Genomic DNA, 15,174 nt, shown 5'->3' on the forward strand with positions numbered 1-15,174 from the left:
TCTGCGGAGACGACGAGGCTCTCGCCTTGCCGGCTCCCAGGGCCGCGGCCGCTAGTCTTGTTACCATTCTGTGCTCGTCCGTCCGCGGGTCGAGCCGATCCCGGCGAGGCCCTCGGGCCCGCCTCACGGGGTGCGCGGGTCTCTTCGCGTGCTCGACCGAAACACAGGGAGTAACCGGTGGCCAACGTTCTCGAGAAGGTCCTTCGCGTCGGCGAGGGCCGTACCCTCCGCAGGCTCAAGGCGTACGCCAAAGCCGTCAACGAACTCGAAGACGACTTCACCACGCTCACCGACGACGAGTTGAAGAACGAGACCGTCGAGCTGCGCGAGCGCTACGCGGGCGGCGAGTCGCTCGACGATCTGCTGCCCGAGGCGTTCGCCGCCGTCCGCGAGGCCTCGAAGCGGACGCTGGGCCTCCGGCACTTCGACGTCCAGCTGATGGGCGGCGCCGCCCTGCACCTGGGCAACATCGCCGAGATGAAGACCGGTGAGGGCAAGACCCTCGTCGCGACGACCGCGGCCTACCTGAACGCGATCGCCTCGCGCGGCGTGCACGTGATCACCGTCAACGACTTCCTCGCCAGCTACCAGTCCGAGCTGATGGGCCGGGTGTTCCGTGCGCTCGGCATGACCACGGGCTGCATCCTCGCCGGTCAGACGCCGGCGCAGCGTCGCGAGCAGTACGCGGCCGACATCACGTACGGCACCAACAACGAGTTCGGCTTCGACTACCTGCGCGACAACATGGCGTGGCAGTCGCAGGACATGGTCCAGCGCGGACACTTCTTCGCCGTGGTCGACGAGGTCGACTCCATCCTCATCGACGAGGCCCGGACGCCGCTCATCATCTCCGGTCCGGCCAGCGGCGAGGCGAACCGCTGGTTCGCCGAGTTCGCGACCATCGCCCGCCGTCTCGTGTCGGGTGTCGACTTCGAGGTGGACGAGAAGAAGCGCACCGTCGGCGTGCTCGAGCCCGGCATCGAGAAGGTCGAGGACTACCTCGGCATCGACAACCTGTACGAGTCGGCCAACACGCCGCTCATCTCGTTCCTCAACAACGCGATCAAGGCCGACGCGCTGTTCAAGCGCGACAAGGACTATGTCGTCATCAACGGCGAGGTCTTGATCGTCGACGAGCACACCGGTCGCATCCTCAGCGGGCGCCGCTACAACGAGGGCATCCACCAGGCGATCGAGGCGAAGGAGGGGGTCGAGGTCAAGGCCGAGAACCAGACCCTCGCCACGGTCACCCTGCAGAACTACTTCCGCCTCTACAAGAAGCTCTCCGGCATGACGGGCACGGCCGAGACCGAGGCCGCCGAGTTCATGAGCACCTACAAGCTCGGCGTCGTCCCCATCCCGACGAACCGTCCGATGCAGCGCATCGACCAGACCGACCTCGTCTACAAGAACGAGACGGCGAAGTTCGACCAGGTCGTCGAAGACATCGTCGAGCGTCACGCGAAGAACCAGCCCGTGCTGGTCGGCACGACGAGCGTCGAGAAGAGCGAGTACCTCTCTCGTCTCCTCGCGAAGAAGGGCGTCAAGCACGAGGTCCTGAACGCCAAGAACCACGCCCGCGAAGCCGCGATCGTCGCCCAGGCGGGTCGGGCCGGGGCCGTCACCGTGGCCACCAACATGGCCGGTCGCGGTACCGACATCATGCTCGGCGGCAACGCGGAGTTCCTCGCGGTGGCGGAGATGAACGCCAAGGGTCTCAGCCCGGTCGACACCCCCGACGAGTACGAGGCCGCATGGGACGCCGTCTTCGCGTCGCACAAAGAGGCCGTGGCCGAAGAGGCCGCGAAGGTCATCGAGGCCGGCGGGCTGTACGTCCTCGGGACGGAGCGCCACGAGTCGCGCCGCATCGACAACCAGCTGCGCGGGCGCAGCGGACGTCAGGGAGACCCGGGAGAGAGCCGCTTCTACCTGTCGCTGACCGACGACCTCATGCGTCTGTTCAACTCGGGCGCCGCCGAGTCGCTGATGGGCCGGGGCAATGTGCCCGACGACCTCGCCATCGAGAACAAGATCGTCGGACGCGCCATCCGGTCGGCGCAGTCGCAGGTGGAGTCGCGCAACGCCGAGATCCGCAAGAACGTCCTCAAGTACGATGACGTCCTGAACCGTCAGCGCGAGGCCATCTACGGCGACCGCCGGCACATCCTCGAAGGCGACGACCTCCAGGACCGCGCCTCGAAGTTCCTGGACGACGTGGTCAACGAGGTCATCGACCAGCACACCGGCGAGGGCAGCCCCGACGACTGGGACCTCGACGCGCTGTGGACGGAGCTCCGCACGTTGTACCCGATCTCGATCACGATCGACGAGGTCATCACGGAGGCCGGCTCGAAGGGCAAGGCCACCCGTGACTTCCTCGGCCAGGAGATCCTCTCCGACGCCAAGGTGGCGTACAAGACCCGTGAGGAGTCGCTCGGCGAGGCGGCGATGCGCGAACTGGAGCGTCGTGTCGTGCTGTCGGTCATCGATCGCAGATGGCGCGACCACCTGTACGAGATGGACTACCTGAAAGACGGCATCGGCCTGCGTGCCATGGCGCAGCGCGACCCGCTGGTCGAGTACCAGCGCGAGGGCTACGCGCTCTTCCAGAGCATGATGGGCCAGATCCGCGAGGAGTCCGTGGGCTTCCTGTTCAACCTCGAGGTCGAGGTGCAGGGGCAGGTCGACTCGGAGAAGGCCCCCGTCATCGCCGCGAAGGGTCTCGGCAACGAGCAGGCCCCGCCTGCGCTCGAGTACTCGGCTCCGAACATCGACGGCGAGGTCGAGGTGCGCGACCAGAAGGGTCGTCTCGAGAAGGCGGCGACGGCGCGGGCCCAGCGACAGCAGGACACCGCCGAGCGCACGACCGCCCCCGAGGTCGCCGCGGCACGCGCCGCGAGCGGTCCGGCGCCGGCCGCGGCGGGCAAGGGCGCCTTCGGTCAGAAGACCGGTGGCGACGAGTCCGCGCCCGTGAACCGGGCCGAGCGCCGCGCCGCAGGCAAGAAGGCCTCCGACTAGACGTCGGGTCGAGCAGCAGAAGGAGGCGCACCCGCTCAGGCGGGTGCGCCTCCTTCTCTCGTCCGCTCTGGCGGATGTCGCTCTGTCGCTCAGAGGATGTGCAGGGCGCTGGCGCGCCAACGACCTCGGACGGTCTCGAGTCGCACGGCGACGCCACGGCTGCGGCCGCGACCGTGGACGACGACGACCGCCTCGACGATGCCGGGGGAGGGCTCGGCGATGTGGACGCGCCCGAATCGCAGGATCGGTCGATGTCTGCGGACGCCGTGGGCCAGTCGGGCCTGCGTCGAGACCCTTACCCGGTTGCGCAGCGTGGCGAAGACGTCGGCGGTGACCCATCGCGCCAGCTGGTCGATGTCGCGGGCGCCCGCCATGACCTCCAGCACCGATCTGGCCAGCGCCTCGACGGCGGCTTCGGCGGTGATGGGTCGGACATTCGACGACAGGGAGTCTGGCGACACTGCGGCGAGTGCCCCGCACCCCTCGACGGCGCTGAGATGGCGCACGGGTGCGATCGTCGCCGTCGGCGTGTCGCCGCCCCCGGACTCGGGCTCGACGCGGGGCGGAGGGGTGGCTGGTGAGGAACGTGGCATGGTGCTCGAACTTTCGTGAAAGCGGCTCGGACGAACACAACATATGACATTCGGTATTGATTTGCTAGGGACAGGCCGATCTGTGGAGAACTCGTGTCGCACCGATTTTCCGTGATCGCGGCTCGACTTAGACTGGGGCGGTGTCGACGCTCAGTGATCTCGTACTCGCCCAGGGCCGCTCCAGCGAAGCGGACATCGAGTGGCTGCACCTGCTCGTCGGCGACTGGCAGCTGCTGGCCGACCTGGCGTTCGCCGACATGGTCCTGTGGGTGCCGACCCAGACCGGCAGTTTCGTGGCCGTCGCCCACGCGCGGCCGTCGAGCAGTGCGACGCTCTTCTACCGCGACTTCGTGGGGCAGGAGGTCCGGCCCGAGTGGCGGGTGCAGATCGACTCGGCCTTCTCGTCGACCCGCATCGTCGACTCGGCGGCCCCCGACTGGTACGAGGAGACCCCGACCCGAGTCCGGGCCGTCCCCGTGCTGCGTCGTCTCGGCGCCAGCCGCCCCGACGTGACCGAGGCTCCGATCGCGGTCATCACACGGCACACGAACCTCAGCGAGGCCCGCACCCCGAGTCGTCAAGAGCTCACCTTCAACCAGTGCGCCAACGACCTCTTCGCCATGATCGCCGCGGGCGACTTCCCCGACCTGGGTGCGCCCACCGGGCCTCGTCGGGGCGCCCCCCGCGCCTCCGACGGGCTGCTCCGGCTCGACGTCGACGGCACGGTCACCTTCGCGAGTCCCAACGGCCTGTCGGCCTTCAACCGGATGGGCTTCGACGGCGAGCTCGAGGGCGAGTCGTTGGCGGAGGTCACCACGAACCTGCTGCAGGGCAAGCTCGTCATCGACGAGTCGCTGCCTCTGGTCGTCACCGGGCGCGCCCCCTGGCGGACGGACATCGAGGCGCGCGGCGTGACGGTCTCGCTGAGGGCCATCCCGCTGCGCGACCGTGGTGACCGGATGGGCGCGATCGTCCTCTGCCGCGACGTCACGGAGCTGCGGCACCAGGAGCGCGAGCTCATCACCAAAGACGCGACGATCCGTGAGATCCACCACCGTGTGAAGAACAACCTGCAGACGGTGGCGTCGCTGCTCCGCATCCAGGCCCGCCGGACGCACACCGATGTCGCCCGCGAGGCTCTGACCCAGGCCATGCGCCGGGTGGCCTCCATCGCCGTGGTGCACGACACGCTGTCCGAGGGGCTGAGCCAGAACGTCGACTTCGACACCGTCTTCGATCGCGTCCTGATGCTCATCGCCGAGGTCGCCTCGAGTCACAACACGACGGTCCGGCCCGCGCTGGTGGGCAGTTTCGGTGCCCTGCCGAGCGAGTACGCCACCCCGCTGGCGCTGGCGCTGACCGAGCTCGTCACGAACGCCGTCGAGCACGGTCTCGACGGTCGCGACGGCGAGGTGCAGATCGTCGCCGAACGCGACGACGAGCAGTTGACCGTCAAGGTGCGCGACAACGGCGTGGGTCTCCCCGAGGGCAAGGTCGGCTCCGGGCTCGGCACCCAGATCGTCCGCACGCTCATCCAGGGCGAGCTCGGGGGCACCATCGACTGGCACACGCTCGTCGGCAGCGGCACCGAGGTCACCATCGAGATCCCGTTCCGCTGGCTCACGCAGCCCTGAGCGGCTGTCAGCGCTCCCTGATCGGCTGTCAGCGCCTTCTGCGACGACGAAGAGAGGCCGGCTCCCCATGGGGGAGCCGGCCTCTCTCACGCCGTTCGGATGGCCGAGGCCACCCGACGACGGGGTCGTCTAACTGGCGCGGCGGGCGCGGGCGGCGCGGCGCTTGAGCGCGCGGCGCTCGTCTTCGCTGAGGCCGCCCCAGACGCCGGAGTCCTGGCTGGTCTCGAGCGCGTACTGCAGGCACGTCTCGGTGACGGTGCACCGGCCGCAGACGGTCTTCGCCTTGTCGATCTGGTCGACGGCGGGGCCGGTGTTGCCCACGGGGAAGAACAGCTCCGGGTCTGCGGTCAGGCAGGCGGCCTTGTCACGCCAATCCATCGATGGGTACTCCTTTAAATGCTGAACCGGCGCAACGAAGCACCGGTTCCGGATGGGGGAAAGAGAAAGAATTCGGGAGGCGCGCACGGCCGTGTGCACGTCACTTCGACCTCGAATATGGTCGCATACTGGTACGGCCAAATCAAGGATTTTGTGGAGGGCGACGCATGAGCGGAGCGGCTGAGAACGACCCGGCGACGCCGACAGATCCGTCTGCCGACCGGCGGCGCCCCGCCCTGCTGTGGCTGCTGATCGTGCTCCTCGTCGGCGAGCTCGCCGTCGTGGCGTCCGCCGCCGGCTACCTGCTCGTCGAACTCGTCGTCGAGACGCCGTCGTCGTACGCGTCGGCCGTCGCCGTGCTCGTGCTGACCCTGATGGCGACCGCCTGGATCGGCTCCATCGTGGTCGGCGCCTTCCGTGGTCGAGCCTGGATCCGCGGTGCGGCCATCGTGTGGCAGGTGCTGCAGATCGCGGTCGGCGTCGGCAGCCTGCAGGGCACGTTCGCCAACCCGACCATCGGCCTCTGGCTCATCGTGCCGGCCGTGCTCGTCGTCGTGCTGCTGCTCACCCCGTCGGTGGTGGCGGCCACGTCCCGCCGCGACGACGTGCCGCCCCGCACCTACTGACCGGACGGTGCAGGAGGCGCGGGGCGGCGACAGGGGGAGGGGTCAGTCGAGCGCGAGCTTCTTCCGCAGCGACGCCACGTGCCCCGTCGCCTTCACGTTGTAGAGCGGCAGCACGACGGCACCCTCACCGTCGACGACGAACGTCGAGCGGATGGTGCCGGTGACGATGCGTCCGTAGCTGTTCTTCTCGCCGTAGGCGCCGTACGCCTCGTGCACCGCGAGGCCGGGGTCGCTCAGCAGCGGGAAGTTCAAGCCCTGCTCGTCCTTGAATCGACGGAGCGCCTCCGGGGCGTCCTTCGACACGCCGAGCACCTGGTAGCCGGCCGACTTCAGCGAATTGATGTTGTCGCGGAAGTCGCACGCCTCGGTCGTGCAGCCGGGCGTCGATGCCGCCGGGTAGAAGTACACGATGACGTTCTGCCCCGCGAAGTCCGACAGCGAGACCGGCGAACCGCTCTCGTCGTCCAGGGTGAAGGTCGGCGCCGGGGCGCCCTTCTCGAGTCTCGTGGCCATGATGCTCCGATCTGAGGGCGCGCGAGGCACCCGGGTGTTCAAGTGGGGTCAGAACTCATGCTAATGTTGGTCCTCGTTGCGGGGCATACCGCGGCGCGCACCTCTAGCTCAATTGGCAGAGCAACTGACTCTTAATCAGTGGGTTCTCGGTTCAAGTCCGAGGGGGTGCACGAAAAATGGGTCCCCCGTGTTCATCAGTCGATGAAGCGGGGGATTTTTCGTCGTGCCGGTCTGGTCGGCTCCGCCGACGTGCGGCCTGGGGCCGCGCGGGGTGGGGGTGCTTTGCCGCCAGGTGCGTGTTGCTCGGGGGCGACGTCGCTTCGCCGTCGCGGTGCGGCTTCGCTTCGCTGGCCGCGGGGTGGGGACGGGGTGACGTCGCTTCGCTCGTCGCGGGGGCTGGGGGCGCGGGAGCGGGACGGAGGGGGCGGAGTCCGTCCCGCTCGCGGCGGGGGAGTGGCGCTACGGGCGGTCGTCGCCCGGGCGGGGGTGCTGCGCCGCGGCGTCGCGGCCCGTGACGGGATACGGGCCGGTCATGCCCTCGCGGAGGCGTGCTGCGGCGAGGATGCGATCGCGCTGCAGGTGCCAGCCGAGCATCAGCAGCGGGATGATCACCACGAGCGACATCACCGTCAACGAGCCGATCGGCCAGTCGATCGCCATCAGCACGACCACGGCGAGCAGGAACGCCAACGTCAGGTAGCTCGTGACCGGGGCGCCCGGCAGGCGGAACGAGGGCTCCTTCGCCTTGCCCTCCTTCGCCCACCGGCGGAGGCGCATCTGGCAGAGGATGATCGTGCCCCATGCGGTCAGGATGCCGAGCGACGCGATGTTCAGCACGATCTCGAACGCGGCGCTCGCGCCGACGATCGCGTTCAGGCCGACGCCGAGCAGCGTGATCGACGCCGTCAGCAGGATCCCGCCGAACGGCACCCCGCCCTTCGACATCTTCGTCGTGAACTTCGGGGCCGAACCGTTCATCCCCATCGAGTGGAGCACGCGGCCCGTCGAGTACAACCCGGCGTTCAGGCTCGACAGCGCGGCCGTCACGACCACGAAGTTCATGATCGACCCGGCGATGCGACCCACCTCGGGGCTGCCGATGCTGCTGAAGAACGTCACGAACGGGCTCTCGCCCTCGGCGTACGCGGTGTAGGGCAGCAGCAGCGACAGGAGCACCAGCGAGCCGACGTAGAAGACCGCGATCCGGATGATCACCGTGTTGATCGCCCGCGGCACCACCTTCTCCGGGTTCTCGGTCTCGCCCGACGCCGTTCCGACCAGCTCGATCGCGGCGTACGCGAAGACGACGCCCTGCACGACGAGCACGGCCGGCAGCAGACCGCTCGGCAGGATCCCGCTCGCGGCGACCACCGACCAGCCGGTGTCGACGTCCGCGCCGTCGTGCGTCACCGGGAACGCCGCGGCGAGCCAGACGACCCCGACCACCAGGAAGATCACGAGCGCGGCGACCTTGACGATCGCGAACCAGAACTCCATCTCGCCGAACACCTTCACGGCCAGCAGGTTCACCGACAGCACGACGGCCAGGGCCACGAGGGCCAGCAGCCACTCCGGGGCGGCCGTGAAGGCCTTCCAGTACTGCAGGTACAGGGCCACCGCGGTGACGTCGACGATCGCCGTCATCGCCCAGTTCAGGAAGTACATCCAGCCCGCCGCGTAGGCGAACTTCTCGCCGTAGAACTCGCGGGCGTACGAGACGAAGGATCCCGAGGAGGGGCGGTGCAGCACCAGCTCGCCCAGCGCGCGCAGGATGAAGAACGCGAACACGCCGCAGATGGCGAACACGATCGCGAGAGAGGGCCCCGCCGTGGCGAGTCGACCGCCGGCGCCGAGGAACAGCCCCGTGCCGATGGCGCCGCCGATGGCGATCATCTGCAGCTGCCGGGGCTTCAGACCGTGCTGGAACCCCTCCTGCTCGTGGCTGAAGTCCTGGGGGACGGTGTCCGGGTGCGCGGCCGAGCCGCGGTCTCCGTCTGATGCGCTCATGCCGAGAGGGTAGGCCCGAGTCCGCAGTTCGCGCACATCGACAGGTCGGCATGTCGGGGGACCCGCGCTCTGCGGACGGCGACCCTCGGAGGTGCAGAGCGTGTAACGAAACGGCCACGATGTCGATGCCCATGAACACGGCGATCGGAGGGGATCGGGGTACACGTCCGGTCCCTCCGGAGGGGGGTGCGGATTGGGATGAGCGACACATGTTCGCTACGGTCGTCGAGGCCCGCTCCGGTGGGCCCGTCATCATCAGGACGCGATGATCGGCGGTCCGGCAGTCTCGGATCCCGGTCGCCGTACGGTCTGGTGGCGCCGGTGCCGGTCCCATGACCGCACCAGTGGGGTACAAATTCGCATCTCGGATCACGATGCTTGAGCCGGACCATCCCGCATGCGCCGTCGACCCGTCCGCCCGACCAGAACGCCGCCGACGGCGCGCCTGCCCGAGCGGAAGGTGCGCCCCGGCGTGCCCGCGGAGAGCCCATGACAACGACACCACCCGCCGTGCGTGCGAAGAACCTCTACAAGGTCTTCGGACGCCGCCCCCGAGAAGCGGTCACCCGCCTCGAGTCCGGCGCCAGCCGCGCCGACGCCTCGGCCTTCGGCACGGCAGCCGTCATCGACGCGTCGTTCGACGTGCAGCCCGGCGAGATCTTCGTCGTCATGGGGCTGTCGGGCAGCGGCAAGTCGACGCTCATCCGCATGCTGAACGGCCTGCTCGAGCCGACCTCGGGCTCCGTGGAGGTGTCGGGGTCGAACATCTCCGACGTCCCCGCGAAGGAGCTGCGCGCCGTCCGACGCAAGCACGTCTCGATGGTGTTCCAGCACTTCGCGCTCCTCCCGCACCGCACCGTGATCGACAACGTCGCCTACGGCCTCGAGGTGCAGGGAGTCGCCAAGGCGAAGCGCCTGGCCAAGGCCCGCGAGGTGACCGAGATCGTCGGTCTCGCCGGCTGGGAGGACAAGCTCCCGAGCGAGCTCTCCGGCGGCATGCAGCAGCGAGTGGGCCTGGCCCGTGCGCTCGCAGCCGAGACCGACATCCTGCTGATGGACGAGGCGTTCAGCGCCCTCGACCCGCTGATCCGCCGCGAGATGCAGGAGCAGCTGCTCGAGCTGCAGGCGAAGCTCGGCAAGACCATCGTCTTCATCACGCACGACCTGAACGAGGCCATGTTCCTCGGCGACCGCATCGCGGTCATGCGCGACGGCCGCATCGTCCAGATCGGCAGCCCCGAGGACATCCTCACCGACCCGGCCAACGACTACGTCGCCCAGTTCGTGCAGGACGTCGACCGGGCGCGGGTCCTCACCGCGTCGAGCGTCATGGAGCCGGCCCGGGCCGTCGTGCAGCTGACCGCCGGCCCCCGGGGCGCGCTCCGCACCCTCCGCGATCTGCAGACCGCGGCCCTGTTCGTCCTCGGCCGCGACCGCAAGCTCCTCGGCTGGGTCCGCGACCGCCACGTCATGCGTCAGGTGAAGACGAACGACACCGACCTCGAGGCGATCGTGAACACCGAGTTCGCCAGGGTCGGCCCCGACGCCGCCCTCGTCGACCTCTTCGAACTCGCCGTCGAGAGTCCCCTTCCCATCGCCGTGGTCGACGACCGCGATCGCCTGATCGGCGTCATCCCGCGGGTCACGCTGCTCGCCGCCCTCGGCAACGTCGACACGACGACCTCGCCCATCCCCGTGCTCGAACCCGTCACGCGGTTCTCCGAGAGCGAGCTCGACGCCACCCTCGCGACGGAGGAGACCCCCGTCGCGGTCACCGAAGGAGCCACCCGATGAACGACATCCTCCGCATCCCCTTCGGCAGCTGGGTGTCGTCGGTCGTCGACTGGATCACCGACAACCTCGGCGGCTTCTTCGACGTCGTGCGCGCCGTCTTCCTCTTCTTCTACGAGTGGATGGAGTACATCCTCAGCGCGCCTCCGTTCTGGGCCGTGGTGATCGTCGTCGCCGCGCTGGCGTTTTTCGCCCGCGGCTGGAAGTTCGCCGTCGGCTCGGCCGTCGGCCTGCTGCTGATCAGCTCGGTCAACCAGTGGGAGAACGCCATGGCGACCCTCGCCCTGGTGCTCGTCGCCGGTGCCATCGCGATCGCGATCAGCATCCCCCTCGGCGTGCTCGCGGCCAAGTCGACGATCGCGTCGCAGATCATCCGCCCCGTCCTCGACTTCATGCAGACGACCCCGGCGTTCGTGTACCTCATCCCGGCTCTGCTGCTGTTCCGGGTCGGCGTCGTGCCGGGCATCGTGGCCACCATCGTGTTCGCCATGGCACCCGGCGTGCGACTGACCGAGCTGGGCATCCGCGGGGTGGACACCGAGGTGGTCGAGGCCGGCCAGGCGTTCGGCTCGTCGCCGTGGCGGATCCTGCGACAGATCCAGCTGCCCCTCGCGAAGCCGAGCATCATGGCCGGCGTCAACCAGGTCATCATGCTGTCGCTGTCGATGGTCGTCATCGCGGGCATGGTCGGGGCCGGCGGACTCGGCGGCGACATCGTCGCGAGCCTCAACCGCATCGACGTCGCCCTGGGGGCCGAGGCCGGCGTCTCGGTCGTCATCCTCGCGATCATCCTCGACCGCATGACCGCGGCCCTCGGCGCGGACCGTCGTCGTCGCCCGTCGCGCTCCACGCGCGCCGCCGGCAGCGCTTCCGCCGCCTCCGGCGGTGCCGAGACCGAGGTCGACGCCACCCCGCTCCCCGACGCACCGGCGCCCGAGCGCGCCACCGCGTCGGTCTAGAACCCCGGCGGGTCGGCCGGCGTCATCGGCCGACCCGCACCTCCTGCACCACCCGAAAGGATCACATGAACAAGCGCACCACCATCGCAGCCTCGGTCGCCCTGGGCACCTCCGCCGTCCTCGGCCTCGCCGCCTGCTCGCCCCCCGGCAGCTCGTCGTCGACCGAGACCCTCGAGAACGGCGACCAGAGCGTCGTCGACATCGCCGTCTTCAACGGCTGGGACGAGGGCATCGCCGCATCCTGGCTGTGGAAGTCCGTGCTCGAAGAGCAGGGCTACACGGTCAACCTCGAGATGGCCGACGTCGCACCGGTCTACCAGGGCCTCACGACCGACGACTACGACGTCGTCCTCGACACCTGGCTGCCCGTCACGCACAAGGAGTACATCGACAAGTTCGGCGACGACCTCACCGACCTCGGCGCCTGGAACGACGGCGCCAAGCTGGCCATCGCGGTCAACGCCGACGCCCCGATCGACTCGATCGACGAGCTGAACGAGAACGCCGACCTCTTCGGCGGCACGATCGTCGGCATCGAGCCGGCCGCAGGTCTGACCTCGGCCGTCGAGAACGCGACGATCCCCGAGTACGGCATCGACGACCTGACCCTGCAGACCTCGTCGACGGCCGCCATGCTCACCGAGCTGAAGAGCGCCACCGACGCGGGCGAGAACATCGCCGTCACGCTGTGGAGCCCGCACTGGGCCTACGACGCGTTCCCGATCAAGGACCTCGAAGACCCCAAGGGCACCCTGGGCGACGCCGAGGGGATCCACTCGTTCGGCGGCAAGAGCTTCACGGACAGCCACCCGCAGTTCGCCGAGTGGCTCGAGGGGTTCGAGATGGACAACGACCGTCTGTCGTCGCTCGAGAACGCCATGTTCAACAGCGGTGTCGACGGCAGCGACTACACCGAGGTCGTCGACGCCTGGATCGACGACAACCAGGAGTACGTCGACGGCCTGACCAGCTGATCCGACCGCATCACCTGTGCGAGGGCCCCGGGCGACGACATCGCCCGGGGCCCTCGTCGTGCGCCGCCCCGGCGGACACCGGGATCACGCAGCCCGGCCGGGGGTTACGCACAGCGAACCGTCAGGGCCTTGCCGAGGAGGCGCGACTACCGTCTGTCTCGTCGCGATCGCAGCATGCGTCAGCACCATCACCCCGGACATCCCGGGGATCAGCACGAGAGGCACCACCCGTGAGCATCACCAGCATCGACGCCGTCCGCCGAAACGCCCGGGTCAGCACCCGATCGATCGCCGCAGACCTCGTGCAGGTGTCGACGCCCGACCGCGTGCTCGGCCACATCCGCGTCGAGAACGGCTCGCACGTCGCGCTGCGGGGTGCGAACCCGCACTGGGGCGACGAGGTGGGCCGCTACGCCACGCAGGGCATGGCGCTCGAGGCTCTGCGCCTGCGGAAGCGCTCCGTCTGAGGCGCTGAGGCGCCAGGCGCTGAGGCGCTGAGGCGTCCGCCCTACGGGCCGATCGTCGCGAAGAACGACCGCAGCTCGCGGTCGATCCGGCTGCGCGCCTCCTCGTCCGACAGGGTCGCCGTGCCGTCGCCCGACTGCTCGCCGTAGTCGCCGAACTGCGCGTGGTTCGAGCCCTCGATCTGCACCATCGTGGCGTCGTCGGGCAGCTGCGCACGGTAGCGCTCGATGTCCTCCGGCGTGCTCAGGCCGTCCTCGCTGCCGCCGAGGCTGAGCACGGGCAGCTCGGAGTCGTCCGAGAGGTCGTTGGTCGCGCAGTACGACCCGAACAGCACGAGACCGTCGACCCGGGGGTCGCTCTCGGCGTAGCCGCAGGCCCGGACCCCGCCGAGCGAGTGCCCGCCGACGGCCCAGTGCGAGATCTCGGGGGCGACCGCGGTGAAGTCGCTGAGGGCCCGCCAGTCGAAGATCGCGAAGCCGAGCACGGGACGCACGATCACGACCGTCACACCGGTGCGGACGACGCCCGAGAGCACCTGCTCGTAGGCCTGCGGGTCGACCCGCGCGCCGGCGACGAAGACGAGGCCCTGGTCGCGGGGACGCGTCTCGGCCGGTCGCATGACCACGGTGTCGGGTCGGTCGGTGACGGTCACCGCCGGGTCGGCCGCGACGGCGGCGATCGAGGAGGCGGTGGCCGACATGGGCAGTTTGGCCCAGGTGAAGAAGCCGGTCGCGACCAGGACGACGACGGCGAAGAGCACCGACGCGACGATCTTGACGAGGCGTCGCGATCGTGATCCCCGATGGAATGCGGGTACGCGGGCGGCGGGCTCGTCGGGGCTGTCGGTACGTCGTCTCACGTCTGACATTCTGGCCTCTTCCTGGTCGCGCCGCTCGCCGGCGTCGACCAAGCTGGTGCGATGCCATGGATCGAACTCGCCGTCGCGGTGCTCGTCGCCGTCGTCCTCACCTTCGTCGTCTCCGCCCTCGTGGCCTGGGTCTTCTCGCTCGTCGCCCGCCGGAAGGACTGGGCCAAGGCGTTCGTGACGCGGATGCGCCGCCCCTTCCGATGGTCGCTGCTGGTGGTGCTGCTCACGATCGCGCTCTCGACGACGCTCCCGCGCCTCCTCGGGGCCGACTACCCGGGGCAGGAGGCCGTCTCGCAGCTGTTCCGCTGCACGGTGATCGTGGTCGTCGCGTGGTTCGTCGGCGCCCTCGCCCTGTTCTTCGAGGACCTGGGTCTGTCGCGGTACCGGGTCGACACGCCCGACAACCGGGTCGCGCGGCGGGTGCGGACCCAGGTGCTGATCCTCCGCCGGCTGACGGTCGCCCTGATCGTGATCGTCGCGGCCGGTGCCCTCCTGCTGGGGTTCCCGGGGGTCGAGGCCGTCGGAGCGAGCGTGCTGGCGAGCGCCGGGCTCGTCTCGGTCGTGGCGGGTCTCGCGGCGCAGTCCACCCTCGCCAACGTGTTCGCGGGGATCCAGCTCGCGTTCAGCGACGCCATCCGCATCGACGACGTCGTGGTGGTCGAGGGTCAGTGGGGCCTGATCGAGGAGATCACGCTGTCGTACGTCGTGGTGCACATCTGGGACGACCGACGGCTCGTGCTCCCGTCGACGTACTTCACGACCACCCCGTTCGAGAACTGGACGCGACGCAACAGCGAGCTGCTCGGCGCCGTCGAGTTCGACCTCGACTGGCGCGTGCAGCCCGGCGACATGCGCGACGAGCTCGACCGGGTGCTGGCCGGCACCGACCTCTGGGACGGCCGGGTGAAGGTGCTGCAGGTCACCGATGCGACGGGCGGCTACGTGCGGGTGCGGGTGCTCGTCACCGCGAAGGACGCCCCGACCCTGTTCGACCTCCGCTGCCTGGTGCGAGAGGACCTCATCGCCTGGCTGCACGCCTCGAGCCCCGTGTCGATCCCGCGCGCGCGGGTGCAGATGGTCGGCGACGAGCCGATCGCCCCCGCGCGGCCGCAGCGGTCCACGTCCGAGGCCGGCGGCCTCTTCAGCGGCGAGAACGCCGACACCGAACGCACGGCGCTGTTCACGTCGGCGATCCCGGTCCAGCACCCGGACGACGACGGCCACGGTCGACCCGACGGGCGCCCGGTCGGACGACCCGACCGCTGACCCCGCGAGGACGACGAAGGAGGCGCGCCCCGGTCACCCGAGGCGCGCCTCCTTCTCGAATCGATCGCTCGGATCGGTTCGC

The 15,174-nt window shown here is 69.4% G+C and carries 13 protein-coding genes and 1 tRNA gene; 9 read left to right on the top strand and 5 right to left on the bottom strand.

The genetic code is table 11. The annotated features are described in order from the left end of the window. Positions 1-177: 177 nt before the first annotated feature. Positions 178-3,018, top strand: a complete 2,841-nt coding sequence (gene secA, locus SOM13_RS04885) for a preprotein translocase subunit SecA (RefSeq protein ID WP_320479019.1) — start codon at positions 178-180, stop codon at positions 3,016-3,018. A gap of 89 nt (positions 3,019-3,107) precedes the next feature. Here secA and SOM13_RS04890 read toward each other — a convergent pair whose 3' ends face one another. Further along, positions 3,108-3,524, bottom strand: a complete 417-nt coding sequence (locus SOM13_RS04890; protein WP_192058437.1) for an Rv3235 family protein — start codon at positions 3,522-3,524, stop codon at positions 3,108-3,110. Between the two features lie 227 nt (positions 3,525-3,751). Here SOM13_RS04890 and SOM13_RS04895 point away from each other — a divergent pair, with 227 nt between their 5' ends. Further along, positions 3,752-5,245, top strand: a complete 1,494-nt coding sequence (locus SOM13_RS04895) for a sensor histidine kinase (RefSeq protein ID WP_192058435.1) — start codon at positions 3,752-3,754, stop codon at positions 5,243-5,245. A 129-nt stretch (positions 5,246-5,374) separates the two neighbouring features. Here the strand turns inward: SOM13_RS04895 and SOM13_RS04900 are convergent, their stop codons facing one another. Continuing rightward, positions 5,375-5,623: a WhiB family transcriptional regulator gene (locus tag SOM13_RS04900; protein ID WP_055796236.1), complete on the bottom strand. Its 249-nt coding sequence runs from the start codon at positions 5,621-5,623 to the stop codon at positions 5,375-5,377. Positions 5,624-5,790: 167 nt separating this feature from the next. Between SOM13_RS04900 and SOM13_RS04905 the strand changes: the two genes are divergently transcribed. Continuing rightward, positions 5,791-6,249, top strand: coding sequence for a hypothetical protein (locus SOM13_RS04905; protein WP_192058433.1), 459 nt, complete (start codon positions 5,791-5,793; stop codon positions 6,247-6,249). Positions 6,250-6,291: 42 nt separating this feature from the next. On the opposite strand, the gene bcp is transcribed toward SOM13_RS04905, so the two are convergent. Continuing rightward, positions 6,292-6,762, bottom strand: a complete 471-nt coding sequence (bcp, locus tag SOM13_RS04910; protein WP_192058431.1) for a thioredoxin-dependent thiol peroxidase — start codon at positions 6,760-6,762, stop codon at positions 6,292-6,294. A gap of 97 nt (positions 6,763-6,859) precedes the next feature. On the opposite strand from bcp, the gene SOM13_RS04915 reads away from it, so the two are divergent. After that, positions 6,860-6,932: transfer RNA gene (locus SOM13_RS04915), tRNA-Lys, on the top strand. A gap of 289 nt (positions 6,933-7,221) precedes the next feature. Here SOM13_RS04915 and SOM13_RS04920 read toward each other — a convergent pair. Further along, complete coding sequence (locus SOM13_RS04920) at positions 7,222-8,769, bottom strand: amino acid permease (protein WP_320479020.1); 1,548 nt, start codon at positions 8,767-8,769, stop codon at positions 7,222-7,224. 489 nt (positions 8,770-9,258) lie between these two features. Here SOM13_RS04920 and SOM13_RS04925 point away from each other — a divergent pair, with 489 nt between their 5' ends. The 4 genes from SOM13_RS04925 to SOM13_RS04940 all read left to right on the top strand — a co-directional run bounded on the left by SOM13_RS04925 (position 9,259) and on the right by SOM13_RS04940 (position 12,960). Next, a complete protein-coding gene (locus SOM13_RS04925) occupies positions 9,259-10,563 on the top strand; it encodes a glycine betaine/L-proline ABC transporter ATP-binding protein (protein WP_320479021.1) in 1,305 nt (434 codons plus the stop codon). Next, positions 10,560-11,519 (top strand): ABC transporter permease, encoded by a 960-nt coding sequence (locus tag SOM13_RS04930; protein WP_320479022.1) that lies wholly within the window; start codon positions 10,560-10,562, stop codon positions 11,517-11,519. Before SOM13_RS04925 ends, SOM13_RS04930 begins: the two co-directional genes overlap by 4 nt. Before the next feature lie 65 nt (positions 11,520-11,584). Then, on the top strand, positions 11,585-12,493 hold the full coding sequence (locus SOM13_RS04935) for a glycine betaine ABC transporter substrate-binding protein (RefSeq protein ID WP_243213535.1): 909 nt from the start codon (positions 11,585-11,587) through the stop codon (positions 12,491-12,493). 230 nt (positions 12,494-12,723) lie between these two features. Continuing rightward, complete coding sequence (locus SOM13_RS04940) at positions 12,724-12,960, top strand: hypothetical protein (RefSeq protein ID WP_192058420.1); 237 nt, start codon at positions 12,724-12,726, stop codon at positions 12,958-12,960. Positions 12,961-13,001: 41 nt separating this feature from the next. Here SOM13_RS04940 and SOM13_RS04945 read toward each other — a convergent pair whose 3' ends face one another. Next, the gene (locus SOM13_RS04945; protein ID WP_320479023.1) at positions 13,002-13,817 is read right to left on the bottom strand and encodes an alpha/beta hydrolase; all 816 of its coding nucleotides are present in this window, start codon (positions 13,815-13,817) and stop codon (positions 13,002-13,004) included. 60 nt (positions 13,818-13,877) lie between these two features. Between SOM13_RS04945 and SOM13_RS04950 the strand changes: the two genes are divergently transcribed. Further along, positions 13,878-15,092 carry a mechanosensitive ion channel family protein gene (locus SOM13_RS04950; protein WP_320479024.1) on the top strand — a complete coding sequence of 405 codons (1,215 nt, stop codon included), beginning with the start codon at positions 13,878-13,880 and terminating at the stop codon, positions 15,090-15,092. Positions 15,093-15,174 lie beyond the last annotated feature (82 nt).

This window comes from Frigoribacterium sp. CFBP9030 (assembly GCF_034045195.1).
Lineage (GTDB): Bacteria > Actinomycetota > Actinomycetes > Actinomycetales > Microbacteriaceae > Frigoribacterium.

What these genes read in the sequence shown, in the direction of transcription:
- SOM13_RS04900 (WP_055796236.1), bottom strand. Translation starts at nt 5,623, where the DNA reads ATGGATTGGCGTGACAAGGCCGCCTGCCTGACCGCAGACCCGGAGCTG.
- SOM13_RS04935 (WP_243213535.1), top strand. Translation starts at nt 11,585, where the DNA reads ATGAACAAGCGCACCACCATCGCAGCCTCGGTCGCCCTGGGCACCTCC.
- bcp (WP_192058431.1), bottom strand. Translation starts at nt 6,762, where the DNA reads ATGGCCACGAGACTCGAGAAGGGCGCCCCGGCGCCGACCTTCACCCTG.
- SOM13_RS04925 (WP_320479021.1), top strand. Translation starts at nt 9,259, where the DNA reads ATGACAACGACACCACCCGCCGTGCGTGCGAAGAACCTCTACAAGGTC.
- SOM13_RS04920 (WP_320479020.1), bottom strand. Translation starts at nt 8,769, where the DNA reads ATGAGCGCATCAGACGGAGACCGCGGCTCGGCCGCGCACCCGGACACC.
- SOM13_RS04950 (WP_320479024.1), top strand. Translation starts at nt 13,878, where the DNA reads ATGCCATGGATCGAACTCGCCGTCGCGGTGCTCGTCGCCGTCGTCCTC.
- SOM13_RS04930 (WP_320479022.1), top strand. Translation starts at nt 10,560, where the DNA reads ATGAACGACATCCTCCGCATCCCCTTCGGCAGCTGGGTGTCGTCGGTC.
- SOM13_RS04905 (WP_192058433.1), top strand. Translation starts at nt 5,791, where the DNA reads ATGAGCGGAGCGGCTGAGAACGACCCGGCGACGCCGACAGATCCGTCT.